We start from the raw sequence: 25557 nt of genomic DNA, 5'->3' as shown, positions 1-25557 counted from the left end.
ACCCGATCCGCCGAAACATCGGAACGGCTCAGATTATTTTGAGAATGCGATTGACTCGCATTACTGACCCTTTTACGGCGCTCCGCACGAACTTAGCGAGCGGGGGATGCCATGTCGCGACTTCACCTTCTGGCCTCTACGGCCGTCGCCGTCCTGGCTCTGAGCCCGCTTGGGGCCAGGGCGCAAACGGTCGATCATACGACGACGTTGGATGAGGTCGTCGTCACCGGCGAAAAGACGGATCGCTCGTTGCAGGACACCCCGACCAGCGTCGGCGTCGTCACCGCGCGCCGGATCAACCAAGAAGCCATCCAGTCGCTGGCCGAAATCTTCCAGCGCACCGCCAACATGTCCGAGACCTACGGCCACAACGGCTTCACGATTCGGGGCATCAACAACAACGGCGTGTCGGGCGGCGGCGACTCTTCCCTGGCGACCATCTATGTCGATGGCGCGCCCCTGCCCGCCGCCATCACGTTCAACGGTCCGACCGACGTCTGGGACATGCGTCAGGTGGAGGTCTTCCGCGGACCGCAATCGACGCTGCAAGGTCTGAACGCCCTGGCCGGCGCCGTGGTGATGCGGACCGTGGACCCGACCTTCGACTGGGACCTTCGCACCCGCGCCACCATCGCCTCGCCTGACGAAACCACATTGGCGGTCGCCGGAGGCGGGCCTCTTATCGCGGACGAGCTGGCGTTCCGCCTGTCGGCTGAAAAGCGGGACGGCGACGGCTTCACGCACAATGTGACCCTGGACCAGCCTGAAGACCCGGTCGACAGTCTGACGGTACGGGGACGGCTGCTGTGGACGCCCAAGGCTCTGCCGGGATTCGAGGCGCGCCTGGGCTACACCCGGTTCGAAAGCGACGGCGGCTACCTGTTCGTCTACACCAACACCAATGCGCCGGACTTCTACGAGAACCGGCGGGCTTTCTCGGACACGGCCAACCTGAGCCATGTCGAGGCCGATCTGGCGACCCTTGAGCTAACCCAAAGGCTGTCCGACCGGCTGTCGATCTCGGCCGTGACCTCCTGGAGCGATGTGGCCCAGCGTGTTCAGTACGACGGCGACGGGACGGCCCAGGCCGTCAGCTACGGCAAGAACGGCGACGACTTCGAGACCCTGACCCAGGAGTTGCGCCTCAACTATCAAGGCGACCGTCTGCACGGCCTGATCGGCGCCTTCTATTATGATCGCGATCAGAGGCGCATTTCGGCCAGCCGCACCGACGTGCCGACGCCGGTCAACACCATTGCGGGCCTCCTGAGCGCCGGCGGCTTCCCGACCTCCGCCGCAGCCGCTATCGCCGCCCAATACGCCGCCGTCCTGCCCGTCATTCCCGTGGACTATACGGGCGATTTTCCCGCCCAGGTCACGACCTACGCCCTGTTCGGCGACGGCGAGTGGAACCTGACCGACCGCCTGTCGATCGTGGGCGGCTTCCGCTGGGATCATGAGGAAAACACCACCCAGGTCACGCAATCGGCCCGGTTCGCCGGCGTCTATCCCGATCCGGCGGCCTTCGGCGCGGCGGGTTCGCCCCTGTATCTGGCTGTGACCGGAATCAATGCCGGGGTGGCCGCCATGGTGGCCCAGGCGGGATCGGCCACGCCCCCCGCCACGCGAGAATTCGAGGCCTTTCTGCCGAAGCTGGGCGTACTCTACGACCTGACGCCGGACGTGACCGCAGGTTTCGTCGTCCAGCGCGGCTATCGTTCCGGCGGATCCAGCAGCAATACGGCCCGATCCCAGCTGTTCGCCTATGATCCCGAATACACCTGGAACTATGAGGCTTCCCTGCGCTCCGCCTGGCTGGACGGCGCCCTGACCGTCAACGCCAACGCCTACTATGTCGATTGGACTGACCAGCAGGTCAATGTGAACTTCGGCATCAACCTGTACGACAGCCACACGGTCAACGCCGGTCGGTCGCATCTGTACGGCTTCGAGATCGAGACGGCGCACCGGCTTTCGTCCACCTTCGACTGGTACGCCTCTGCCGGTTACACCCGCACCCAGTTCGACGAGTTCACGACCACGGTGAACGGCCAGACCAGCGATCTGACCGGCTCGGAGTTTTCGTTCGCCCCCCGTTGGACCCTGGCCCTGGGCGGCAACTACCGCTGGGGCGACGGCTTCGTCGCCAATCTGAACGCCAACTATCGATCCGAGGTGTTCACCAGCACCGGATTCAGCCAGGGCGACAGCCGCGTCAGCGGCCGCACCCTGGTCAATGGAAAGATCGGCTATGAGACCGGCCCCTGGGGCGCCTATGTCTACGCCAAGAACCTCTTCGACGAAAACTATATGAGCTACGACCGCGCCCAGACGAACCAGGCCGTCCTGGGCGATCCGCGGGTCGTGGGCCTGATGCTTCAGGCGCGCTGGTGAGCCCGGAGACGATCACCGTTCTCGCGTCGATCCCGCTGATCGCCGGCGGGGTCGGCGGGGGGCGGGTGCTGCGCCGCGCCCGGGGGGGTCGCACCGCGCGACGGCCGTTGTGGGTCATCGGCGGCTGGGCGGTCCTGGCCGCACTCGTCTTCGCTTCCGCCTTCTGGCTGGGGCCGGCGCGTGGTCCCTTCATCGCCGTGACGCTGATCTCGGTCTGTGTCCTTCTGGTGGTGTCCTGGGGCATGGAACGGCGCACCGCGCGCGGACGGGCCGAACGCAGCCTGGCGCCCGAACCGTCCAACCGGGGCGCCAAGGCCTGGCGGGGCTGGCTTCGCGCCCTTTTGGCCGGACCGATCGGCATGATCGCCGCCATGGGCACCGCCATCGCCTTCGTCGCCTTCTGTCCCGGCGCGGCCGAGACCCGGCTGGTGCTGGGCGGACTTCTGGCGCCCTTGCTGTGGGGCGCCGCCATGGCCTGGACCCTGGCCGACGACAAGATCCTGCGCGCCACCGCCGTCCTGGTCGGCGTCAGCCTGGCGACCTTCGCCGCCGCCATGCTCAAGGGGTTCTGACGATGAAGGACAACCGCCTCGATCCAAAGAAGGCCGGCAAGCCCATCTGGCCCAAGGTCCCGGCTGGATTCGTCCGGTCCGTCCTGGCAGGCCACTCCGCCCTCGGCCTGGCCTTCGCAGCCTTGATCTATCTGGTCTGTTTCTCAGGATCGGTCGCCGTCTTCGCGCGGGAGTTCCAGCGTTGGGAACAGCCGAATGCGACGCCCATCGCCGCAGTGACGCCGGCCGCCCTGCAGACCGCCATGGAACAGGCCATCGCTCGTTCCTCGACAACGGTGGAGCACGTCCGCATCCTGCCCCCCACCCCGGACCTGCCTCGCTTGACCGTCAGCACGGACGCCGCCGGCGTGGAGCACACCTACGCCGCGGATGCGACGGGGCGACTGGGCGAGGAAGGCGAGGCCGTCTGGACCGAGTTCATGGTCCTGCTGCACACCGCCCTGCATCTGCCCCGCGCCTGGGGCGGCTTCGTCGTGGGCCTGACGGGGGTCGCCCTTCTGTCCTCGCTGATCTCTGGCGTCCTAGCCCATCCGCGCGTGTTCAAGGACGCCTTTCATCTACGCTGGGGCGGCGCCAAGCGGCTGCAGGAAGCCGATCTGCACAATCGGGCGGGTGTGTGGGCCCTGCCCTTTCACGTCATCGTCTCGCTGACGGGCGCCCTGTTGGGCCTCAGCACCCTCATCGTCGGAATTCTGGCCTTGGCCATGTTCCAGGGCGACACCTCCAAGGCCTACGCGCTTTTCGTTCCGGTCATCCCCGACGACCCGCGCCCGGCGGTCGCCCCGCCCAACCTGGCCGCCGCAATCGAGACGGCCCAGCGGCTGGCGCCCGATGCGCGGCCGACCTTCATCAGCATCGAACACCCTGCGGAACAGGGGCAGACGGTCGTGGTCAACGTCGCCAAACCCAATCGGGTGATGGCGGGCTCCAACCTCTATTTCGACGGACGGGGTCGCCTGCTCGACATCAGCCGCACGGCTGAGCCGAACCTGGGGCAGAAGATCCTGGCCTCCCTGGGGCCGCTGCATTTCGGCTGGTTCGGCGGCATCGTCGTCAAGATCGCCTATGGACTGCTGGGTCTGGCCTTGACGGCGGTGACGGCCAGCGGCGTCGCCATCTGGCTGGCGCGGCGACGCGACAAGGGCCGCCCCGCGCCGCGGTGGGAACGGATCTGGATCGGCGCGGTCTGGAGCCAACCCCTCGCCTTCGCCGCCTCGGCCCTTATTGTCCTGGGCTTGTCCTCCACCGCCGCCTCGACGCCCCTGCTGGTCTGGGGTCTGGTCACGGGGACGACCCTGGGACTGTCAGTCTGGGTCGAACCGGCGCGGTTGTCGCGCATCCTGCGGCTCGTCTCCGCCGTCGCCCTGGGGCTGGTCGTGCTGACACACCTGGTTCGCCACGGCGCCCGTTACGAAGACTCCGCCGCCTGGGCCATGAACGGCGCCCTGGCCGCCATCTCTGCCGTCCTGGCCTGGACCGTTCTGAACCCCGAACGCAAGGCCGGTCAGGCGGCGACCGCAGAACAGACCCGGGCCACATAGTCGGCGTGGGACGGCATGACCGCCACGCATTTGCCGATCACCGTCTCCACATCGTTCAGGAACCGCTCGATCTCCGCTTCGGGCGTGACGTCGACCAGCGGATCATAGCCGGCGGGGATCACACCCTGGCCCAGGAAGACCTGAATCCAGCTTTCCTCGGTGAACAGCTCATCGTCCTCGCGGAAGACCCGGCCGTTGGCGCGGAACAGGTCCATCTTGCGCTGGAGGGTGTCCGGAACGGCCATGTCGCGGCAATCCCTCCAGAAGAGCGTGTCGTCCCGCTGGGTCGCCTTGTAATGCAGGATGACGAAGTCGCGGATCCGCTCATATTCAAAGTCCATCTGCCGATTGAACTCGGCGATGGTGGTCGGGTCGAAACCGCCGTCCGGCATCAGTCGCACCAGAAGGGTCAGGACCGACTGGATCAGGTGCAGGCTGGTGGATTCCAAAGGCTCCAGAAAGCCGGAGGCCAGACCGGCCGCGACGCAGTTCTTGTTCCAGACCTGGCGTCGCTTGCCCGCGACGAAACGGATGCGATTGGGTTCGGCCAGCTGTTCCCCATCCAGATTGGACAGCAGAATCCGTTCGGCCTCCGCCTCGTCCATATAGCGGCTGGAATAGACGTGGCCGTTGCCGGTGCGGTGCTGCAACGGAATGCGCCACTGCCATCCGGCCGGCCGGGCGGTGGCGCGCGTGTAGGGGGTGAAGGGTTCGGTGCGGGCGCAGGGCACGGCCAAGGCCCTGTCGCAGGGCAGCCAATGGGTCCAGTCCTCATAGCCGGTCTTCATCGCCTCTTCGATGATCAGGCCGCGAAAGCCCGAGCAGTCGATGAAGAGATCGGCCGCCTCCACCGCCCCGTCCTCCATCGTCACTGACTGGACGAAGCCGTCGTCGGGCCGCAACTGAACCGAGGCGATCTTGCCCTCGCGCCGTCGCACCCCCGCCGCCTCCGACAGGCCGCGCAGATATTTGGCGTAAAGACCGGCGTCAAAATGGAAGGCATGGGCGATATGGCCCAGCGGCGAACCATTTCTCTGGGGATCGGCCCGCATGAAACGGTTCTGCAAGGCCGCCGCCGTATTGATCGAATAGGCGGCGAAGTCCGACGCGCGACCCGCAGCGCGCATCTTCAGCCAGTATTGGTGGCAGCGCAGCCATTCCAGATCGCGCCCGATGACGCCGAAGCCGTGGATGTAGCTGGAGCCGATCCGGTCCCAGTCGATGAACTGGATGCCCAGTTTGAAACTGGCCTGGGTCCGCCGCATGAAGTCGGCCTCGTCCAAACCGATCAGCGCGTTGAAGGTCTTGATGGCCGGAATGGTCGCTTCGCCCACGCCGACCGTGCCGATCGCTTCCGATTCGATCAGGGTGATGTCGTAAAGCCCCCGAAACAGGCGGGAGAACAAGGCCGCCGCCATCCAGCCGGCCGAACCGCCCCCGACGATCAGGATCTTCTTCAACTGGCGCACGCTCGCATTTCCTCGTTTTTCGGGAAACTTGGCAGCAAGCGACGCGACTCGGCAAGAGCGGCGATCTCGGCAATTGGGGCGATGCGTCAGAAGACGTCATCCCTCGTCGTCGGCCCTCCCCGTCAATGAGCGCCTGACCGTCTTGGTTGGCGAAGGCCGTCGCCGCGATTATTCGCCGGACTGTTTTCGGAACGTCATCGTTGAGCCGTAAAAGCGCGGCCCAACGGGTGGGCCCGCGGAGGTGGGATGTCGGTTCAGGATCTGGGTGCGGGACGACTGCTGGCCAAGAACGCCGTGCGTCTGCGCGCCTTCGTCCGCAGCCGCGTCCACAATGATGAGGACGCCGACGACATCAGTCAGGAGGCCTACGCCCGCGTCCTGGCGCGATCTCAGGCTGCGCCGCTGAAGGATCCGGTGGCCTACGCCTTCCGGGTGGCCCTGAACCTGCTGAGCGATCGCAGGCGCCTCGCCTCTCCCCCGGCCGGAGAGGCGATCGACGAGGCGGCGGCGTCGGACGCCCCCTCTCCATTCGAGGTTCTCGACATGAAGCAGAGAGCGGACCTTTTCACCCGTGCGCTTCAGCGCATGCCGCGGCTGAGGCGCGAAGTCTTTGTGCTGAGACAGTCAGCTGATCTCAGCTACGCTGAGATCGCCACACGGCTGAACATTTCAGTCGAGGCGGCCCAGAAACACTTCAGCCGCGCGGCCGTCGAGGTCCGCCGCGCGGTGGACATGGAGCGCGCCCGATGAGGCCGTCTGCGCCCACCCCGGAAGAACAGGCCGCCCTGTGGGCGGACCGGCGCCGCTGCGGCGAGATGGACGCAGCGGCTGACCAGGCGCTGCGCGCCTGGCTTGCGGAGGCCCCGGACCGCGCGCGCCTGTTGGACGCCCAGGAGCGCCTGCTGACCGATCCCGCCCTTGCCGCGGTCAGTGCGAGATTGGCGGCCGAAGCCGGACGTTCTGGGCGCGTCGGCCTCCCTCCTGCGCCTCGGCTGTTCCACCGCTGGTCTTCACGGCTTTGGGTCGGCGGCTTAGCGGCGGCGGCCTGCGCGGCGCTGGCCGTGCTGATGTGGCCCTCTGCGCCCGTCGTCGTCGAACAAAGGCTGGAGGGCGTAGCGGGGCAAAGTCTTCAGGCGGCGCTGGAGGACGGCTCTCTGATCCAGCTCAACGGCGACAGCCGCGTCCGCACGGCCTTCGGACCGGAACGGCGCGATGTCTGGCTCAGCGGCGAAGGCTTCTTCTCAGTAGCCAAGGACGCCAAACGTCCGTTTTCCGTCCTTACGGCGACCCACCGCATCACGGCCCTGGGCACGCGCTTCAACGTCGATGAACGCAGCGGCGGCGCGGTGGAGGTCACGGTTCTGGAAGGTCGGGTCGAGGTGGTTCCGCTGAACCATCCCGAGCGCCGTCAGGTTCTGACCGCCGGCCGCCGATTGCTGAGCGACGGCGCCGCCGGGCCGATCCAGCGGCTGGACGCCGATGTGACGACGCCGGACTGGACCGAGGGATGGATCGACGCGGACAATATGAGCCTGGCCGACCTGCTGATCGAGCTGAAGCGCCGATCGCCGGGGCTGAAGGCCGAGTTGGCCGATCCCGCCTTGAGCCGCCGCCGGATCAGCGGGCGGTTCGCCGCCTCTGAGCCTCAGGACGTCCTGACCACCATCGCGGACATGCAGGGCCTGACCCTTCGCAGGGATGCCTCCGGCCGTCTGCTGATCGAGCGGTGAGCCAGGCATGGGGACGGGCCGTGCAAGGCTGTGGAGCGCCGTAGCGGCGACGAGCCTGTGGCTTGCGGCGGGGCTTTTGCCGGCACAGGCTGAAGCTCGGGACCTTCAGTCCACACCTGACCGAACAGCCCATAGATTTCAGATATCCAGCGGCCCAATGGCCGAGGCTCTTCGGGCGCTGTCGCGCCAATCGGGTCTGGCGGTGCTGGCGGACGCCGATCTGGTGGGGGGCCGCCGCACGCCGGGGATACAGACCCGAACCACCGCCTGGACCGCCCTGAACCGGCTGCTGGCCGCCCACCCCGATCTGCGAGGCCGGATCGTGGGCCAGACCCTGATCGTCGAGCGCGCCCAGCCACAGCCCCTGCCCCAGCCCCAGCCCCAGCCCGCGGCCGAGCTAGAAGAGGTGGTGGTCCTGGGACGCAAGGGCGCGATCGACGAGGCCCTGGCGATCAAACGCGCCTATGACGGCGTCAGCGACGTGGTCAGCGCCGATGATCAAGGCCTGCTGCCGACCAACAATCTGGCGGAAAGTCTTTCCCGTCTGCCCGGCGTCAACGCCGTCCGCAACCATCAGACCGGCGAAGGCGACCGGTTGACGGTTCGCGGCATGTCCACCGAATGGAACGCCTATCGAATCAACGGCGTGCGTTTGGGCGGCGCCGGGTCGCGGGCGGACAAATTCTATCGCGGCGTCCGTCTCAGCTATCTGCCGCCCGAGGGGATCCAGAACCTGATCGTGCGCAAGACCTTGACGCCCGATCTGGACGGCGACGCCCTGGGCGGGCTGATCGACATCCAGACCCCCACAGCCTTCGACACCGACCGCGACCATGTGCGGCTGTCGGTCGAGCACGGCTGGCTGACCCGGTTCGACCGACCGAAGTCGGGCAAGGCGGCCCTGGCGATTTCGCATCGGTTCGGCGATCGGCTGGGTCTGTTCGTCGCCGCCAACTGGAGCGACGCCCGCTCGCAGTTTGAGATGGTCGGCGGCGACAGCGACGACCTGCCGCCGGTCTGGTTCGACACCGTCTATTCGACCGGCTGGGATTTCGACCAGTTCGTCATGAGGGGCATGGAGTTGGCGGTCGGCGAGACCCAGGTGCGTCGCCTGGGTCTGAACGGAAGCCTGGACTGGCGCGGCGCACAGCAGGATCTTCACCTGCGGCTTCAGTACAACCGCTATGAGGGCGAGGAGTATCGAAACCGTTTGAACTTCCGCAACGACGGCCTGGCGGGGACCGAGCGGCTGGTCCAGGTGGACAGCCGAAGAACCGGTCTGGCTCAGCCGGACGCCATGGTGGTTGGGTCTGATCCCAGCCTGGGGCGCATCTACGGCTATTCGACCGCAGACGTGAAGGATGTGGACGGAGACGGACGGATCACCGACGCCGACCGCAAGGTCCGCTCCGTTTACAGCCTGGCCGGCGCTTCGGGCGTGTGGGATCCGATGGGGTTCCGATTGAGACGGTTCTGGGAATCGACCCGCGAATCCGGCCTCCTGTCCTCCCTGACCCTGGGCGGACGGCGATGGGGCGGTCCTTGGCGGATCGCCTACGACCTGTCGCTGTCGCGGTCCAGGGACGATTTGGACGACGGCGCGCTTCTGGAGTTCCGGACGGACGCGGTCGAATGGCTGGGCAATCGCGGGATGCAGGTGATCGAGACGGGCGACCCGCGCTTTCGCCTGTGGGGGCTCAACCCCGCAGGCATGGCTGCGGTTCAGGACCCCGCCGCCTTTGATTTCAGACATCTGGGCGAGGAGTGGGAGCGCACGTCCGAAACCCTGGGCCAGGCGCAGTTCGATCTGACCTATACGCCGCCCAGCGGCTGGCTGGAGTCGATACAAGTCGGGGGCCGTTACATGCGCTCCAGCCGCCGCAACTCGGGCGCCGCCCGGCCCGACCTGATCGGTCCGGAAACCCTGGCCGACCTGGCCGGCTTGTTCGGTACGCCGGTCACCGACCTGTTCGACGGCCGCTATGTCGGCGACCACCGCCTGGGCGTCGTCCTGGACAATCGGCGGATGGCGGCCGAGATCGACCGGGCCTATCGCGGGGACAGCGCCTATTTCACCATCGATCCCAAATTCAAGGCTCAGACCGACACAGAACGCTTTCGGTTGAAGGAACAGGACGCCGCCGCCTATGTCATGGCCGCCGCCCGATGGGATGAGACCCAGATCACGGGCGGCGTCCGGATCGAACACACCCGATCCGACGTCAGCTATCCCATCCTGGACGCGCTTCGCGGCGACGGCCGAGACCATCGCCGCAACAGTTTCACCAATGTGCTGCCGTCTCTGCACCTACGCCGCTCCTTTCACGGCGACAGGGTGTTGCGGGCTGCGGTCTGGACCAGTTTCGCCCGGCCCGACATCGCCCGAATGACGACGGCGCGGCAGTATGTCTATGACCAGGACCCCGACCGCGACGGCAAGACCAATCCCAAGACCGACTGGACCCTTCAGGAAATCCGCCAGGGCAATCCGGATCTGAAACCCATGGAGGCGGTCGGCTATGATCTGTCGCTGGAACGCTATGGTCGATCAACGGCCTGGTCAGCCGCCCTGTTTCACAAGGATATCCGCAACTTCCTCTATCGGGCCTCCACCAGCTCGATCCGCGACGGCGGGCTGATAGAGCGGGGGGAGGAGCATGGCGCGCCCGTGCGGGCCTACGCCAACGGGCGCAAGGCGCGGATAAGCGGAATGGAACTGGCGATCCGTCACAACCTGGACTGGGCGCCCGCGCCGCTGGACGGCCTGGGCGTCTCGGCCAATCTGACCTGGCAGGTCAGCCGCGCCGACGCCAACATCAGCTGGCGCCGCGGCGATCGTCTCCCCTTCACCGAGACGCCCGAGACCCTGGCGAGCGTCGAACTGTTCTGGCAAGGCGGCGGATGGGAGGCGGCGGCCGGCTGGAACCGCCAGTCGGGCTTCCTGGAAGGCATGGATAGTTTCGCCAACGACCCGTATGAACAGCCCTACAGCTTTGTGGACGTCAGTCTTCGGCGGCGGTGGGGCGCAGACGGCTTCGCTTCGATCCAGGTCCGCAATCTGCTGAACAGTCATACCTATTGGTACACCTTCGGTTCGGGATCGGAGGATCTGCGCGAATACATCCGTACTGGGCCCACGGTGACCTTGGCGATCAGCCGCAGCTTCTGACCTGCTCTTTCGACGCCAGCCGCCCCGAAAATCGCCCCCTGAAGTCGCCGCCCAGGCGCGAGACGGTCAGGTCGTAGCCGCCGTCCGCCCGAACCGGAAGGCGAAGGCGCAAGGGCGCGCCGGCGCTGACCCTGTGGCGGCGCGTGGGATAAAGGCCCGCCTCGTCGCTGACACAGAACCAGGCGTCCTCGCCCAGCACGATCTCGAGTATCAGTCCCCGCCCCCGGCGGGGCGTCCTCACGCGCACCGACGCCGACGCCGCTTTGAACCGGCCGCCGACCGGATCGGGGGTCGGACCTGTGCTGGACCGGCCAAAGCCGCCTGACCGAACGCGGGACGGATCGAGGGCGTCCCGCCTCCAGTCCCCCCATGACGGCAGGACCTCCATCACGGACGCGCCGAAAGCCCGCAGTCGGTCACGGCGCGCCGCAGTGCGCGCGGTCGGTCGGTCTGGATGACGTTGGCGTCCAGCCCCAGCAGCCCCTCCAGACGAGCGCAGACATCCGGCGCGCCGCTCGCCACGGCGTGATCCACCTCGCCCAGGCTGTTGACCCAGATCCGCGCCGGCAGGCTGCGCACGCCGCGCCGAAGGTCCGGGGTCAGGGAGTCGGGATCGCCATGCACGATCGCCACATCCGCAAGTCCCGCGAGCGCGGCCCCTAGACCGTCTGGACGGTCGACGCGCGGCATGACGTGCGCGCGGGGCAGGAGCCGTCGCACCGCCCGCAGCACCTCTCCGTCCGAGTCGAAGAAGACGACCTGGTCGGTCATCCCCAGTCCTTCCACCACCGCCGCCACGGCCGCGACGCGATCCGTCTTCATGTCCAGATCGACCAGCACCCGACCGCACGTCCTGCGGAGAGCCTCAACCAGGGTCGGCGGCGGTTCGGCGCTGTTCGCCAATCGCAGATCCCGCAGTTGGCCATGGGTGAGGCTTTCCGCCTCGCCGACGCCGCCGGTGGTCCGCGTCACCGTCCGATCATGCATGAGAAAGGGCACGCCGTCGGCCGAGACCTTGACGTCCAGTTCGACGATGTCGGCGCCCTCGCGCACCGCTTCATCGACGGCGGCCAAAGAGTTCTCCGGCGCATCCAGATGCCCCGCCCGGTGAGCCGCGATCAGCAAGACGCCGCGCGGCTGGGCCAGGTCGGTCTGAAGACGCGACATGGCCGCAGTCTCTCCACAGACCGGATCGGCCAGGGCCGGCGCCGCCGCCAGCCCCGCGATCGCGATCAGCCCGACCAGACCGACGCGCCGGCGCATCACCGGTCCTCCCGTCGCAGGATCAGCTCCGGGGTCGCAGGCTTAAGGTCGGTCAGGCGCGCCGCGCCCTGGCCGGTCTTGTCGAGCTGGAAGGCGTCGTACAGCAGACCGTCCATAGTGAAGGCCCGCACCGTCAGCCGATCCGGCGTCGCCTCGATCTGCTGGAACACCTGAATCCCGCTGCCCTTGCGGACTGGCCAGTCGATGTCGCCCAGCGGATACTGTTTGGGCCCGATGTTGGAGACCATATAGACCGGGCCCTGATCGTGCGGCCGCCCGCGTCCATAGGTGTGGTCGTGACCGGCCAGGACCAGATCGACGTGATGGCGATCCAGCACGGGTTGAAGCACCGCCCGCAACTCGGCGCCGTCTCGGCCCCTAGCCGTCGAATAGAGCGGATAGTGCATCAGGATGACGGTCCAGCGCGCCGGATTGTCCGTCAACTGACCCTCGAGCCAGGCCAGTTGATCACGTGCCGACTGAGGGTCTTCATCCATCATGTCGGCGTCCAGCGAGATGACGCGCACCCCCTGATAATCGACGCGATAGACGGTTTCGCTAAGCCATTCGGAGGGGCCGTTGTCCGGCAGGTTGAACTGAAGCCGCCACTGGGGCGCCAGCTGCTGTGCCTCCGCGCCTTCGGGCTTCATATATTCATGATTGCCAGGCGTCATCAGCGACGGGGTCTCCGCCAGCCGATGCGGGTCCATGTCGAACCACTGGCCCCATTCCCCGTCATTGTCAGCCCGATTGATCAGGTCGCCGGCGAACAGCATGAAGGCCGCGTCCGGCGTCTGACGCAGGGCGCGACGCACGGCCAGGCCGCCCATCGAGCGGATGTCGTTCTGGACGTCGCCCACATAGAGGAAGGTGAAGGGGCGGGCCTCGGCGGCGGCGGTTCTGACCTGACGCCACGCCGACCAAGCGCCCTCGCGGCCGACGCGATAGACATATTGGGTGTCCGGCGTCAGGCCGGTCAGCTGGACGCTGTAGTAGTCGGCGGAAACCTGCTCCTGATCGCGGGTCGTGAAGGCGGCGGCGGTGCGTTTCGCCGCGATCCGCACTGCAGTCTGAGGATAGGCCGGTCCGGGCGTCAGGGGCGCATATTCGATGAACCCCTCCCCGCCCCCGGCTTCGGCGCGCCAGTTGAAGGCCAGGCTGGTGGCCGGCGTTTCGGTCAGATTGACAATGACCCGTTCGGGCAGGCTCTCAGCCTGGGCGGGCGGGACGGCGGCGAAGGCCAGGACGCTACAGGACAGGGCCGCAGCGAGACGCAAGGACAGGCGCATGGGAATACCTCGGTAGGAGAAGAAGAGGCCGCTCGCGGTGTCTTCCGCGAGCGGCCGGACGTCGTCAGAGACGCCAGTTCAGGTTCAGGCTCAGATAGCGGCCGTTCTCGATATAGTCGCGAACGCCGCCCTTCCCGGACCCGAAGGTGTAGTAGTAGGTATAGCTGTCCATCAGGTTCTGCACCTTGAAGGTCGCCGTCAGATTCGGCGTGATTTGACGCCGCATCATCAGGTCCACAAAGTGGTAGTCCTGCTCATAGGGGTCGTTGCCGAAGTCCTCGATGTCTTCCAGCGACTTGTCCTGGTAGTTATAGGCGACATAGGCTTCCCAGCCGTTGCGTTCCCAGAACAGCTCCAGGTTCACGATGTGGTCGGGCGTCTCCATGAACGGCAAGGTGTAGCCTTGGGGGTGCCAGGACAGGCCGGTCTCGGCCGACGAACGCTGAATGGTGGCGTTCAGGGCCACGCCCAGGCCGTCGAACGGCGCCGGCAGCCATTGCAGTTGCTGACGGGCGTTGATCTCCACGCCGTGGATTTCGGCCTTGCGGCCGTTCATCGGCATGGAGACGGAGATGCCCGAGGGATCGTCGAACTCGCCCAGGGTGCCGTCGCGAATAACCGATGAGGACGACCGGTACAGGAACTTGTCCAGATCCTTGTAGAACAGGGCCACCGAATAGGCGCCGGTCCGGCCGTTGTAATACTCCGCCGACAGATCATAGTTGATCGAGGTCATCGGCTTCAGTCCGGGATTGCCCTGCACGATGCCGGTCAGGATCCACTCCGTGGTCGGATTGGTCTTGCCGTCGCCGTCGGGATCTTGGTCGTAGCTGTATTCCTTGACCGAGGTCATCCGGTTGATGTCCGGGCGCGACACGCTGGTCCAGATCGCCGCCCGCAGCTTGGCGCTGGGCGTCAGATCATAGTTCAGATGCACCGACGGCAGCCAGTTGGTGAAGCCGGTGTTGTCCAGGGCGTAGTCTTCGCCCCGCACCGGATCTTCCGTCCAGGCGCGGATTTCGTTGTCGGTGTCCTCCATTCGAACCCCGGCGATGATCTCGGCGGCGCCGAAGCGAGCCGTGCCCATCACATAGGCCGACACCACCTGTTCGTCGTAGAACCAGGTGGAGGCGTAATCGAGCGACTCCGTCTCTTTCAGGGCCAGCAGGGTGGAGTTCCCTGCCTTGGCGCGATCGATCTCGGCCATCATCTTGTCCGTGTCGATCACGGCGCCGAGTTGGTAGAGGCCGGTGTAGCGGCCGTCGAACATGTCCGTGACCGGTTCGCCGAACAGGGCCGAATAGTCAGCCATGGTTCCCGTGGGCGCCAGATCGATCAGCGTGCCCTGACGGCGTTCACGCTCGGACTTGTAGTATTTGGCGCCGACCCGCACCTCTTGCAGCCAGGACCCGGCGGGTTCGTAGCGCAGGTTGAACTGGGCCTGATTCAAGGTCTCCTTGGCGCCGCCGTATTCGCCGCTCAGGCCGGAGGCGGTGTATTCCTTCAGATCCTGAACGGCGGCCATGCCGGCGGGGTTCAGCACCCATTTCAGATACTGCGGATCATCCTGGCTGACGATCTCGACGCCCTCGTTGCCTTTCCACAGATAGGCGTTGCGGCCGAAATACATGTCGTAGCTGTCGATGATGTTGTCTTCCGACTCCGAATGGGAGGCGTCATAGTCCAGGGTGAAGGCGCCGAACCGGCTTTCGCCACCCAGGTTGATCAGTTGCAGCACGCCCTCGGTCGTGCCGCCTTCCCAATAGCGGCGCAGACGGAAGCCCTTGGGGTCCCAGGCGCCCGAGGCGCCGTTCAGGCTGTAGAAGCCGGCGGCGCCCTTGTCGGCGTCGGTGATCTTTCCGTCCTTGTCGCGGTCCACTATCTGGGCGGGGGTGTAGGCGTAGATCGCCCCCAGCTTGGGGTCGTAGCCTACGACGGCGTCAGCGGGCTGAGCCAGGTCGCCTCGCGTCTTGTCCATCTGCTCCAGACGGGCCGAGACCTTGGTGCCGCCTTCGTTGCGGAAGTTCAGACGGTTCCTGAACTGCGTTTCCTCATATTCATTGTACTGACCACGCAGGTGGAAGCTGTGGTTGTCGCCGCGGTAGTCCAACGAGCCGTTGAAACCCCAGCGGGTCACATCCGTGTCGCCGGTGGACATCTCCAGACCCCGCGCGACGAAGGTTTTGGGATCGAAATCAAGACTGTGGGTCGTGCTGTACCAGGTGCGGGGCATGTTGTCCCCGGAGTTGCCGATCTGCTCGAACTGAGACCCGCGCTCGGAATAGTTGCCGGTGACGTAGAGACCCAACCGGTCCGAAAACTGCTTGCCCAAGGCGACGTCCGCCGCCCATGAGGTTCGGTCGTCGCGCTGTTGCAGCAGGGTTCCCTCGATCGAACCGGCCGCATAGGTCGGAGCGTAGTCGAAGGCCGTCGGCGTCTTGATGTCGATCGTCCCGCCGATGGCGTCGCCGTCCATGTAGGGGAGCAGGCTCTTATAGACGGTGATGGAGTCCACGCCCGAGGTCGGCAGGAAGCTGAGCCGGACCCCGCGGAAGAAGTTGTCGTTCGGCGACCCCGTGCCGCCCATGCGGACACCGTTGACGGCATAGGCGTTGTACTCGGTCGCCATGCCCCGGATCACGACCCGGTCGCCCTCGCCGGTGAAGTGGTTGCGAACGGCCGAGACGCCGGGAATGCGCGATGCGGCTTCGGTCAGGTTCGACGACGGCAGCTTGCCCATGTCGTCGGCGCTGACGCTGTCCGAGATCATGTCGTTCCTGCGCTTCTCGTCGATCGAGCGACGCAGACCTTGCAGATAGCCGGTGACGACGACGTCATCCAGGACGGCGGGATGGGGCTGTGCGACCTCCTCCGCCTCTGTCGAGGCGGGCCGTGACTGCGACTGCGATTGCGACTGCGATTGGGCGACCGCCCATTGCGGGAAGGCCGCGACCAGGGCCAGGCTTCCCGCCGCCGCCAGATAGCGCGATTTGATGTTCATTGGTGTGATCCCCCGAGGTCTGCCGAAGGCGCAGACGACAGAGAGACGGAGCGATCAGACCAAGCTGACAGGCGTCATCAACATTTCATCTCTGCGTCGCCGATCCTTACCGAACGGGCAATCCTGGATGGCGCCGCCCACGCCTTATCGACTTGGCGACCGCCTGAGCGGAGCCGGACCACCGCTGCGTCGCATCACGCTCGTCCTCGGGAATCTCTTCCAAGGGAGCGTAGAACATCAGGCCAGAGGCCGCGTGCAGGACGCGGGCGGCCGACATCTGCGAGCGGGTCATCGCCGCCTCCCCCCAAGGACAGCGGCTCCAGCACGTCCAGCCGCATCTATTAAAATCGTTGCGGCGTTCAGGGGCCTAACCTAGGCTCCGGTTCGAGCTCGAATGAATGGGCCGAACGGGGGGATACACTATGTCGCTCGCAAGCGTCGATCTGGCGATCCTGGCGATCTACGCGGTCTTCATCTTCGGCCTGGCCCAGTGGGTCTCACGCAGCAAGGCCGGCGCGCACAAGACCTCCACCGACTATTTCATGGCCTCCAGGAGCCTGCCGTGGTGGGCCATCGGCGCCTCCTTGATCGCGGCCAACATCTCGGCCGAACAGATCATCGGCATGAGCGGGTCCGGCTATGTGATCGGCCTGGGCATCGCCTCCTATGAATGGATGGCGGCGCTCACCCTGCTGATCGTCGGGAAATTCTTCCTGCCGATCTTCCTGCGCAACGAGATCGTCACCATGCCGCAGTTCCTGCAGCAGCGGTACGGGCCGACGATCCGAAACGTGATGGCCGTCTTCTGGCTGCTGCTCTACGTCTTCGTGAACGTGACCTCTATCCTGTGGCTGGGCGCCATCGCCGTCCACACCGTCACCGGCTTCAACCAGGACTACGCCATCGTCGCCATCGGCGTCTTCGCCCTGGCCTATCAGCTCTGGGGCGGTCTGAAGGCCGTGGCCCTGACCGACATCGTCCAGGTGGCCCTGCTGGTCTGCGGCGGCCTGATCATCGGCTTCATCGCCCTGTCGACCATCGGCGGCGCGGGCGGCGCGCTGGCCGGCTTCAACACCCTGCTGACCGAGTTCCCCGACAAGTTCGACATGATCCTGTCGCCGGATAATCCTCACTATCAGGAGTTGCCGGGGATCGCCGTCCTGCTGGGCGGGCTGTGGATCATGAACATCAGCTACTGGGGCTTCAACCAGTACATCATCCAGCGCGCCCTGGCCGCCAAGTCCCTGCCCGAAGCCCAGAAGGGCATCGCCTTCGCCGCCTATCTGAAGCTGCTTATGCCGGTGATCGTGGTCCTGCCCGGCATGGCCGCCCTGGTGCTGGCCCCGAACCTGTCGGCGCCGGACCAGGCCTATCCGTCAATGATGAACCTGCTGCCGGTCGGTCTGAAGGGTCTGGTCTTCGCCGCCCTGATCGCCGCCATCATCGCCTCGCTGGCGTCCAAGGTGAATTCGATCTCGACCATCTTCACCCTGGACCTCTACGCCAAGATCAAGAAGGACGTGCCCGAGCATCAACTGGTCACGGTCGGCCGCATCGCCGCCGTCGCCGCCGTGATCATCGGCATCCTGACCGCCCGTCCCCTGCTGGGCGGCTTCGACCAGGCCTTCCAGTTCATCCAGGAGTTCACGGGCTTCTTCACGCCGGGCATCGTCGTCATCTTCATGCTGGGCCTGTTCTGGAAGCGCGCGTCCGAAGCCGGCGCCCTGACCGCCGCCATCGGCTCGGTGGTTCTGTCGGCCGTCTTCTGGTGGCTGCAGGAGACGGGTCAGTTCATCTTCCCCTTCATGAACCGCGTCGGCGTCGTCTTCATCGTCTCGCTGATCGCGGCGGTGGTCGTATCGCTGCTGGCGCCGGCCAAGCCCGACGCCATGAAGATCAAGCTGGACAAGATCAGCTACAAGACCTCGCTCGGCTTCAACCTCGCCGGGCTCGGCGTCATCGCCTTCCTGATCCTCGTCTATTCGATCTGGTGGTGAGGTGAGCGACGGGCGTCTGATCCGTAAACGGCCGAGGAACCCGCCTGGGTGATATCCGCGCGCTCCGCGGCGCTCAGCGGAATACCGCTCAGGTTTGCGAAACCGTCTTTGATCCCGGCCGCGCCGGCGATGCCTCGTCCATTGACCAGGACTAAGGTATTGCCTGCCCAAACCGCCCAGATTGGCTGCGGCGACGCCCAGCGCCCCAGTTGCGAGACCGTCACAAGCGGCTGCTAAGGTGAAAGCCTCTAGGACGCTTCAGGAAAGCTTCCGGGAGACAGGGGGCGTTTCGGTGCTGGGCAGGCGTGACCGGTGGTCCACAACCGCCGTCTATGGTGCAGCTCACTACGGAAAGAGTCTGTTCTGGTACGGCGGAGAGGTTCTGTTCGCCTTCTTTCTGACCGAGGTTGCAGGTTTGACGCCCGCCCATATGGCCGGCGTCTTGGCGATCGGTTTTCTTATCAGTGCGATCTTCGATCTTCAGGCTGGGCGCATCCTGTTTCGCCGGTCGGCGGGCATGACGCGCGCAGCCGGCCTGCAATCCCTCGGCGCGATCTTTAGCGGCGTCGCCTTGGTGGGGGTGGTCGCAACCGCCCTGCTTCCCTATCCGATGCGCGTGGGCTGGGCCCTGACGACGGGCGTCCTGTTTCGCCTTGCCTTCGCCGTCTATGACGTCTCTCAGAACTCCCTGATGGCCAATGCGACCGCAGAGGTTGAGGCGCGGTCGCGTGTTGCGGTCACGCGCATCTTCGCCAGCGGCCTGGGCAATCTGAGCGTGGCCGCCGTGGTCGGGCCCTTGATCGCCGCTGAGCGGCGCGGCGGCGGCGGCGTCATGCTCATCGTCCTGGCGCTGATCGCGGCCCTGGTCGCCATCACGACGGCGGGTCTGTTGAACCGGCGCCTGAGGGGCTCGGATCCAGCCGACCTTGACGTGCAGGCTTCGTTGAAAGGACCGGGCCTCGGCTTGGCGGCCCTATGGCCCCTGTTCGCCATGATGGTCCTGATGATGTTGGGCCCTTCTCTGTTTCAGAAGTTGGAGCCTTACTTCGCGACCCGCGCCTTCGCTTCATCGACGACGGGCGGCGCCCTCATCATCGCCGCCGCAGCAGGCGTCTGCTGCGGCCAACCGCTCTGGCTCATGGTCTTTCCACCGTCGCGCCGCGTCGCCCTTTTCACGGTTTCGGCTCTGCTCCAGGCCGCCGGGGCCGTGGTCTTCCTCCTGGCGCCGTTCGACGCGCCGATCGCCTTCGTCATCGGCGCCTGGTTGTTCGGCCTGGGCAACGGCGGTCTGGGCATGGCGAAATGGGCCAGCTTCAGCGACTGGGCGTCCCGCCTTCCGGCCCACCGTCAGGGCCTCGCCTTCGCCATCTTCAGCGCCCTGGCGAAAATCACCCTGGCGCTGGGCGTGCTGATCGTCGCCGCCGCAATTCATCCGGGCGTGACCCCGGAGGGTTTGCGCGGATTCATGGCCGCCGGCCCCGTCCTGACGTCGATAGGAATGATCATTCTGGCGCGACGGGCTGCGCCTCGCGAAACGGGCGACACGCTGGCTTCCGAAACCATGGGCGCATCACCACCTCGCACATCCTGAACAGCGTCGACATCCCATCTGATGTCGCGATCTGGCCGATCATATGGGAAAGCGAGGGCGCGGATCCGACAGCCGACCTGACACAGATCAAAGGCTCAGTCGGGCGCCGTTGGCTTGACGGCCGGTCGGCGCCCAAGTCCCTCCACATAGGCGATCATGGCGGCCGGCTCGTGGTCGGGCGTAGCGACCAAGGAGATTCCATCGACCTCGCGCAGGACCGGAATAGGGCGACGTTATTCTGGTGGACCACTCTTATGGCGGCGTCGTGATCACCACCGATGGCGTCGATCACCCAAGCGAGCTAGCGTCTGCAGGTCCCAGCTAAAGGAGTGCGATTGCCGACCCTGGATCTAGAAAACCCGACGGCCCTGCCAGGAGACAAGCTCCGACATGGTCCCGTTTGTGCGATGCGTTTCCTAGAGCGCCTGCGTTGCCATGTTGGAGGAAACCCGGGTCGCCGTGCGTCCAAATCAATGGACGGGAACGGAGATAGAAGATGTTAAACCGAATTCTGGCGGCGATTGTAATCGCGAGCGCGCTGCTTGGGGGACCGGCAGCCGCTCACACGGACCATATCACCTCCCCGAATGCGGCGTTTGGACATGACGTCGGCGACGATTATCAGCTGATCAACTATCGGCAGTTCGAAGCCTATCTCCACACGCTTGCGGCCCAGTCCGACCGCATGAAGCTGATGGAGGTCGGCAAGACGACCGAGGGGCGGACGCAGTATGTGGCCGCCGTCTCGTCTCCGGCGAACATCGCGCGCCTGGATCATTATCGCGACATCGCCCGCCGTCTGGCCAAGGCCGAGGGCGTGGACGAAGCCGAAGCGCGCGCCCTGGCGGCCGAGGGCAAGGCCGTGGTCTGGATCGACGGCGGCCTGCATGCGACCGAGACCGTGCCGCCCCAGGCCCTGATCGCCGCCGTCCATGAATGGGTGACGGCTCAGGATCCCGAGGCCCTGCGGGTGCTGGACGACGTCATCATCCTGTTCGCACCACTGAATCCGGACGGCTGGGATCTGGTGGCGGACTGGTACATGCGGGAGGAGGACCCGGAGAAGCGGGAGTTCGCCAGCCTGCCGCGCCTCTATCAGGCCTACGTCGGCCACGACAACAATCGCGACTATTATCTGTCGGCGATGACGGAGACGACCAACGTCAACCGGATGCTGTTCCGGGAGTGGTTCCCTCAGATCGTCTACAACCACCATCAGCCGGCGCCGGCCGGGACGGTCGTGTTCATGCCGCCGTTCCGGGATCCCTTCAACTACAACTACGACCCCTTGGCGATGACCACCCTGTCGGAAGTCGCCGCCGCCATGCACAACCGGCTGGTCGCCGAGGGAAAGCCCGGCGCGACCATGCGCAGCGGCGCCCCCTATTCGACCTGGAACAACGGGATGGAGCGGTCGATCACCTATTTTCATAACGCCATCGGCCTGTTGACGGAGATCACCGGGCACCCGACGCCGAGCCGCATCGCCCTGGTTCCGGACAACCAGTTGCCGCGGAACGATCTGCCGGCCCCGATCGCACCGCAGACCTGGCGGTTCCGGCAGTCGATCGACTATTCGCTGTCGATCAATCGGGCGGTGCTGGACTATGCCTCGCGCAATCGCGACCGGCTGTTGTTCAACATCTGGCGTATGGGGGCGAACGCCATCGCGCGGGGGGAGACCGACACCTGGCGCGTCACCCCGTCGCGGATCGACGCCCTGAAGGCGGCGGCGGCAGGCCAGACCGGCCGCACCGTCGATCCCGCCCTTTACGACAAGGTGCTGCGTGATCCGGCGCTGCGCGATCCGCGCGCCTATGTCATCCCGGCAGACCAGGCCGATCTGCCGACGGCGATCGCCTTCCTCAACAGCCTGATCAAGACCGGCGTGGACGTGGATCGCGCGACCCGCGCCTTCTCCATCGCCGGAACCTCCTATCCGGCGGGATCCTTCATCGTGCGGACGAACCAGGCCTATCGGCCGCATGTGCTGGACATGTTCGAACCGCAGGATCATCCGCACGACCTGCGATATCCCGGCGGTCCTCCCGTCCTGCCCTATGACGCGACCGGCTATACGCTGGCGCTGCAGATGGGGGTGAGGTTCGACCGGATTCTCGATCCGTTCGAGGCGCCGCTGGAGCGCGTGCCGGACCTGATCGCCGTGCCCGCCGGTAAGATTCGCGGACGGGGCGACGCGGGCTTCGTCGTCGATCATGCAGCGATCAACAGCTTCATCCTGAGCAACCGTCTGCTGAAGGCGGGGCAGCCGGTGTTCTGGCAGAAGACCGAGGTTCGTCTCGGCGCGCGCACCCTGGCGCCCGGCGCCCTGTGGATTCCGGAAAGCGAGACGTCGCGCGTCCTGGTCGAACAGGCGGTCGCCGAACTGGGCCTGAACGCCGAGGCGGTGTCGCGCGCGCCGGCGGGCGACGCCATGGCGCTGAAGCCGGTGCGGATCGGTCTGGTGGATCGCTACGGCGGCTCCATGTCCGCAGGCTGGACCCGTTGGCTGCTGGAGCAGTTCGAGTTCCCCTTCGAGGTCGTTTACCCCCAGCGTCTCGACGCAGGTGACCTGAACAGGGATTTCGACGTCCTGGTGTTCGCGCCTGATCTGCTGCCCGGCGACTTCCCCAACGGGAGCGGGCGCGGACAGCCGGATCCCGAGACGATTCCCGAAGCCTATCGTTCCTGGCTGGGCGCCGTGACGCGAGAGAAGACCCTGCCGCAACTGACCCGCTTCGCCGAGGCCGGGGGCACGATCGTGACCGCAGGATCGGCCCATAAACTGGCCCTGGCCCTGGGGGCGCCGATCGAGGACGTGCTCTCGAACGCGGGCAGGCCCCTGCCCTCCACCGACTTCTTCATCCCCGGCGCCTTGCTGGCGATGGACGTCGATCCGGCCGAGCCCCTGGCCTACGGCCTGCCGGCGCGACTGGATGTCTTCTTCGACGAGAACGCGGCCTTCACCGTGCGCGACGGCGCCCGGATCGCCGCCCGTTACCCAGCGACCCCTGTGGTGTCGAGCGGCTGGGCCATAGGGCCCGAGAAACTGGCCGGCGCCGCCGCCGTGGTCGATGCGCCTATGGGGCAGGGTCGGCTGATCATCCTGGGGCCGGACGTAATCAATCGCGCGCAGGCCCGGGCCTCGGTGCGGCTGTTGTTCAACGCCCTGTTCTACGGCCCGGCGACAGCGGCGGGCTCCTGACTCTGAAAGGGGCGTCGGCCGGACGCCGACGCCCCTGCCCGCCTGGATCTGGAGTCAGCGGGGCGCCAGCTGAGCTTCGAAGAAGCGGTCGACGCGGCCGCGAAGATCCTCAGTCGCGGCTGCGTTGGCGGCGACCGCCTGGCGGCTGCGGCTGGGATCGTCGAATCCGTGGGCCGCATCCGGATAGAGGGTCAGGTTCACTGAAGCGCCCGCCGCTTGGGCGCGATCAACCAGGGTCCGGCAGCTTTCGGGCGACACCTCCTGGTCGGCCGTTCCCATGAAGACCTCGACCGGCGCATAGGCCTTGTACTCCCGCCGGAACCGTCCCTGGAGGCCGCAGCCCGGATAGAGGGCAAGCCCCGCCCGGAAGCCTATCCGCCGCATGTCGCCGGGCTTGTCGTCAGCCAAGGCCGAAAGGACAGTGCTGGCGCCGTTGGAGAAGCCCATCAGGCCGATCCGGTCATCCGCCACCCCCTCCAGGCTGCGCAGGAACCGCAGCGCGCCATAGGCGTCCAGGGGGCGGATCGTCACTTCGTTGATCTCTGGCGGTCGCGAACTGTAGGTCCCGGCCGCGAAACCGGTCGGATAGCCTCGCGGCCCGAAACTGTCGACGACAAGGGCGTAGTACCCCCGGTCGGTCCAGTACGCGGCCCAGAATTTGAGTCGCAGCGTCAGGTTCCGCGCCTCATAGACCCCGTCGGCCAGGGACGAATAGACCCCGCCCCTGCCGTGCAGCAGGACGACCGCCGGCGCGCCGGATTCGGGCGTTGGTCCCTCCGGCCGGAACAGATAGCCGACCAGTTCGGTTCGCGGCTCGTCCATGCTGCGAAACACGACCCGCTCGCCGAGCCGCTGTTCAGCCGTGGCCGAGTCCTGCCGGACGGCGGTGTTCGATATCGCCGTGTGGTGAACTGCATCAGAGTTCAGCGGGGCTTGCGGCTGCTCCTGCGCCTGGACGGCCGGCGCCGCGGCCAGAAGGGCGGCGAGGAGCGCCGAGAGATGGCGTTGAGGACGGGTCATTCGAGCGGTCTCTCCTTGTAGGCTGTGAAATCCAGTTCGCCCTCCATCCGCGCGACGGCGACGGCGACGGCCAGGTCGCTGGTGCAGTTCGGCACGGTGCGGATCATGTCCAGGGGCCGATCGAAGGGCAGGATGAAGCCGACGATCAAGGCCGTCTGCTCCGGCCCCAGACCGATGACTGAAAGCACTGCCGCCAGCAGAAACAGGGAGGCCGAAGGCACGGGCGCGGCGCCCAGGGCCACCATGGCGGTGACCGCCATTATGGCGAGATAGTCGGCTGGCCCCAGGGCCACGCCGAAAACCTGGGCGGAAAAGGCGGCCAAGAGGCCGACGTAGAGGGCGGCGCCGTCCATGCTCAGGGTCACTCCGAGCGGCAAGACCGTCGAGGCGATCGCCGGGCTGACGCCGAGATTTCTCTGGGCCACCCGCAGCGCCACAGGCAGGGTCGCGGCGCTGGACGAGGTCGAAAAGGCCACCGCCACCGCGTCTACGATGTCGCGATAGAAGGGCAGAACCGGCGTTCGCGCCAGAAGACGCAGTACGGCGCCGTGAACGATGAAGGTCTGAAACGCCGCGCCGACAACAACACAGCAAGACAGCCGCAGGACGCTGACGAAGGCCGACGGCCCGCTGGTTCCCATCACCCAGGCGATGAGGGCGAAGACGCCGAACGGCGCCAGCTCCATTACGAACTGGACGACGCGCAGAAGCACGGCCGATCCGGACTCCAGAACTTTCTGCAAGGGGCGTCCGTCCTCGCCCGTCACCAACAGGGCGGCGCCGATCAACAAGGCGAAGAAGATGACGGCGAGAATGTCGCCCTCGGCCATGGCCGCGATAGGGTTCAAAGGCACAATGTCGGCGAGGACGGCGGCGAGATCCTGTGCGTCGGCCAGAGGCGCGGGCGCGACGCCCGCTAGATCGACGTCGGCGCCCGGCTGGATCAGCGCGCCCAGGCCCAGACCGACGGCGGCGCCCACCAGCATCAAGCCGAAGTAGAGAACCATGGTCTTGAGACCGACCGCTCCCAGACGCGCCGGGTCGGACATGGCCGACACGCCGGCGGCGACGGTCACGAACACCAGCGGGGTCACCAACATGCGGATCAGCCGAACGAAGAGGTCGCCGATCCATTTCAGATCCTGGGCGCGTTCTCCGAGCACCAGGCCCGCGAGCACGCCCAGCCCCAGACCCAGCAGGATCCGTCGCCACAGCGGCGTGGCGAACCATAGGCGCGTGACGATCCGCACCGGTCGGGCCAAGCCCGCCGAAGGCGCAAGGGAGGACATGTCGATTTCCAGAGAGGCCCGGACGAG

18 protein-coding genes are annotated in these 25557 nt (G+C 66.3%); 9 read left to right on the top strand and 9 right to left on the bottom strand.

Going from position 1 to position 25557, the window contains the following annotated elements; all coding sequences use genetic code 11:
* Nucleotides 1–111: 111 nt before the first annotated feature.
* Genes JMT67_RS00650 through JMT67_RS00640 form a run of 3 tightly spaced genes read left to right on the top strand, consistent with a single transcriptional unit; the run spans nucleotide 112 to nucleotide 4507 of the window.
* Nucleotides 112–2394: a TonB-dependent receptor gene (locus JMT67_RS00650; RefSeq protein WP_201462441.1), complete on the top strand. Its 2283-nt coding sequence runs from the start codon at nucleotides 112–114 to the stop codon at nucleotides 2392–2394.
* Nucleotides 2391–2966, top strand: a complete 576-nt coding sequence (locus JMT67_RS00645) for a DUF2207 domain-containing protein (protein ID WP_233455744.1) — start codon at nucleotides 2391–2393, stop codon at nucleotides 2964–2966. The genes JMT67_RS00650 and JMT67_RS00645 overlap by 4 nt, the downstream gene beginning before the upstream one ends.
* A gap of 2 nt (nucleotides 2967–2968) precedes the next feature.
* Nucleotides 2969–4507, top strand: coding sequence for a PepSY-associated TM helix domain-containing protein (locus tag JMT67_RS00640; RefSeq protein WP_201462440.1), 1539 nt, complete (start codon nucleotides 2969–2971; stop codon nucleotides 4505–4507).
* Here the strand turns inward: JMT67_RS00640 and JMT67_RS00635 are convergent.
* A complete protein-coding gene (locus JMT67_RS00635) occupies nucleotides 4471–5976 on the bottom strand; it encodes a tryptophan halogenase family protein (protein ID WP_201462439.1) in 1506 nt (501 codons plus the stop codon). The genes JMT67_RS00640 and JMT67_RS00635 overlap by 37 nt on opposite strands.
* Before the next feature lie 246 nt (nucleotides 5977–6222).
* On the opposite strand from JMT67_RS00635, the gene JMT67_RS00630 reads away from it, so the two are divergent.
* The 3 genes from JMT67_RS00630 to JMT67_RS00620 all read left to right on the top strand — a co-directional run bounded on the left by JMT67_RS00630 (nucleotide 6223) and on the right by JMT67_RS00620 (nucleotide 10875).
* Complete coding sequence (locus JMT67_RS00630) at nucleotides 6223–6726, top strand: sigma-70 family RNA polymerase sigma factor (RefSeq protein WP_201462438.1); 504 nt, start codon at nucleotides 6223–6225, stop codon at nucleotides 6724–6726.
* On the top strand, nucleotides 6723–7706 hold the full coding sequence (locus JMT67_RS00625) for a FecR family protein (protein ID WP_201462437.1): 984 nt from the start codon (nucleotides 6723–6725) through the stop codon (nucleotides 7704–7706). The genes JMT67_RS00630 and JMT67_RS00625 overlap by 4 nt, the downstream gene beginning before the upstream one ends.
* Before the next feature lie 157 nt (nucleotides 7707–7863).
* A complete protein-coding gene (locus JMT67_RS00620) occupies nucleotides 7864–10875 on the top strand; it encodes a TonB-dependent receptor (RefSeq protein ID WP_201462436.1) in 3012 nt (1003 codons plus the stop codon).
* Here the strand turns inward: JMT67_RS00620 and JMT67_RS00615 are convergent.
* From JMT67_RS00615 to JMT67_RS00595, 5 genes are all read right to left on the bottom strand, one after another.
* Nucleotides 10859–11116: a phospholipase domain-containing protein gene (locus JMT67_RS00615; protein ID WP_201462435.1), complete on the bottom strand. Its 258-nt coding sequence runs from the start codon at nucleotides 11114–11116 to the stop codon at nucleotides 10859–10861. The two genes, JMT67_RS00620 and JMT67_RS00615, sit on opposite strands and share 17 nt — an antisense overlap.
* 146 nt (nucleotides 11117–11262) lie before the next feature.
* Nucleotides 11263–12138, bottom strand: a complete 876-nt coding sequence (locus JMT67_RS00610) for a glycerophosphodiester phosphodiesterase family protein (RefSeq protein WP_201462434.1) — start codon at nucleotides 12136–12138, stop codon at nucleotides 11263–11265.
* The gene (locus JMT67_RS00605) at nucleotides 12138–13427 is read right to left on the bottom strand and encodes a purple acid phosphatase family protein (RefSeq protein WP_201462433.1); all 1290 of its coding nucleotides are present in this window, start codon (nucleotides 13425–13427) and stop codon (nucleotides 12138–12140) included. Before JMT67_RS00605 ends, JMT67_RS00610 begins: the two co-directional genes overlap by 1 nt.
* A gap of 64 nt (nucleotides 13428–13491) precedes the next feature.
* Nucleotides 13492–16428 carry a TonB-dependent receptor gene (locus JMT67_RS00600; protein ID WP_201462432.1) on the bottom strand — a complete coding sequence of 979 codons (2937 nt, stop codon included), beginning with the start codon at nucleotides 16426–16428 and terminating at the stop codon, nucleotides 13492–13494.
* 106 nt (nucleotides 16429–16534) lie between these two features.
* Nucleotides 16535–16720, bottom strand: coding sequence for a hypothetical protein (locus tag JMT67_RS00595; protein ID WP_054765350.1), 186 nt, complete (start codon nucleotides 16718–16720; stop codon nucleotides 16535–16537).
* A gap of 130 nt (nucleotides 16721–16850) precedes the next feature.
* On the opposite strand from JMT67_RS00595, the gene JMT67_RS00590 reads away from it, so the two are divergent.
* The gene (locus tag JMT67_RS00590; protein ID WP_201462431.1) at nucleotides 16851–18425 is read left to right on the top strand and encodes a sodium/sugar symporter; all 1575 of its coding nucleotides are present in this window, start codon (nucleotides 16851–16853) and stop codon (nucleotides 18423–18425) included.
* On the opposite strand, the gene JMT67_RS00585 is transcribed toward JMT67_RS00590, so the two are convergent.
* Complete coding sequence (locus JMT67_RS00585) at nucleotides 18407–18649, bottom strand: TonB-dependent receptor plug domain-containing protein (RefSeq protein WP_152949854.1); 243 nt, start codon at nucleotides 18647–18649, stop codon at nucleotides 18407–18409. The genes JMT67_RS00590 and JMT67_RS00585 overlap by 19 nt on opposite strands.
* Nucleotides 18650–18717: 68 nt before the next feature.
* Between JMT67_RS00585 and JMT67_RS00580 the strand changes: the two genes are divergently transcribed.
* Complete coding sequence (locus JMT67_RS00580; protein WP_201462430.1) at nucleotides 18718–20016, top strand: MFS transporter; 1299 nt, start codon at nucleotides 18718–18720, stop codon at nucleotides 20014–20016.
* A gap of 496 nt (nucleotides 20017–20512) precedes the next feature.
* Nucleotides 20513–23221 (top strand): M14 family metallopeptidase, encoded by a 2709-nt coding sequence (locus tag JMT67_RS00575; RefSeq protein ID WP_201462429.1) that lies wholly within the window; start codon nucleotides 20513–20515, stop codon nucleotides 23219–23221.
* 54 nt (nucleotides 23222–23275) lie between these two features.
* On the opposite strand, the gene JMT67_RS00570 is transcribed toward JMT67_RS00575, so the two are convergent.
* Both JMT67_RS00570 and JMT67_RS00565 read right to left on the bottom strand, forming a co-directional pair.
* Complete coding sequence (locus JMT67_RS00570; RefSeq protein ID WP_201462428.1) at nucleotides 23276–24241, bottom strand: dienelactone hydrolase family protein; 966 nt, start codon at nucleotides 24239–24241, stop codon at nucleotides 23276–23278.
* A complete protein-coding gene (locus JMT67_RS00565; protein WP_201462427.1) occupies nucleotides 24238–25530 on the bottom strand; it encodes a dicarboxylate/amino acid:cation symporter in 1293 nt (430 codons plus the stop codon). The genes JMT67_RS00570 and JMT67_RS00565 overlap by 4 nt, the downstream gene beginning before the upstream one ends.
* Nucleotides 25531–25557: the final 27 nt, after the last annotated feature.

It is taken from the genome of Brevundimonas aurantiaca, assembly GCF_904830995.1.
GTDB lineage: Bacteria > Pseudomonadota > Alphaproteobacteria > Caulobacterales > Caulobacteraceae > Brevundimonas > Brevundimonas aurantiaca.
This window is presented reverse-complemented; position numbering and strand designations above follow the sequence as displayed.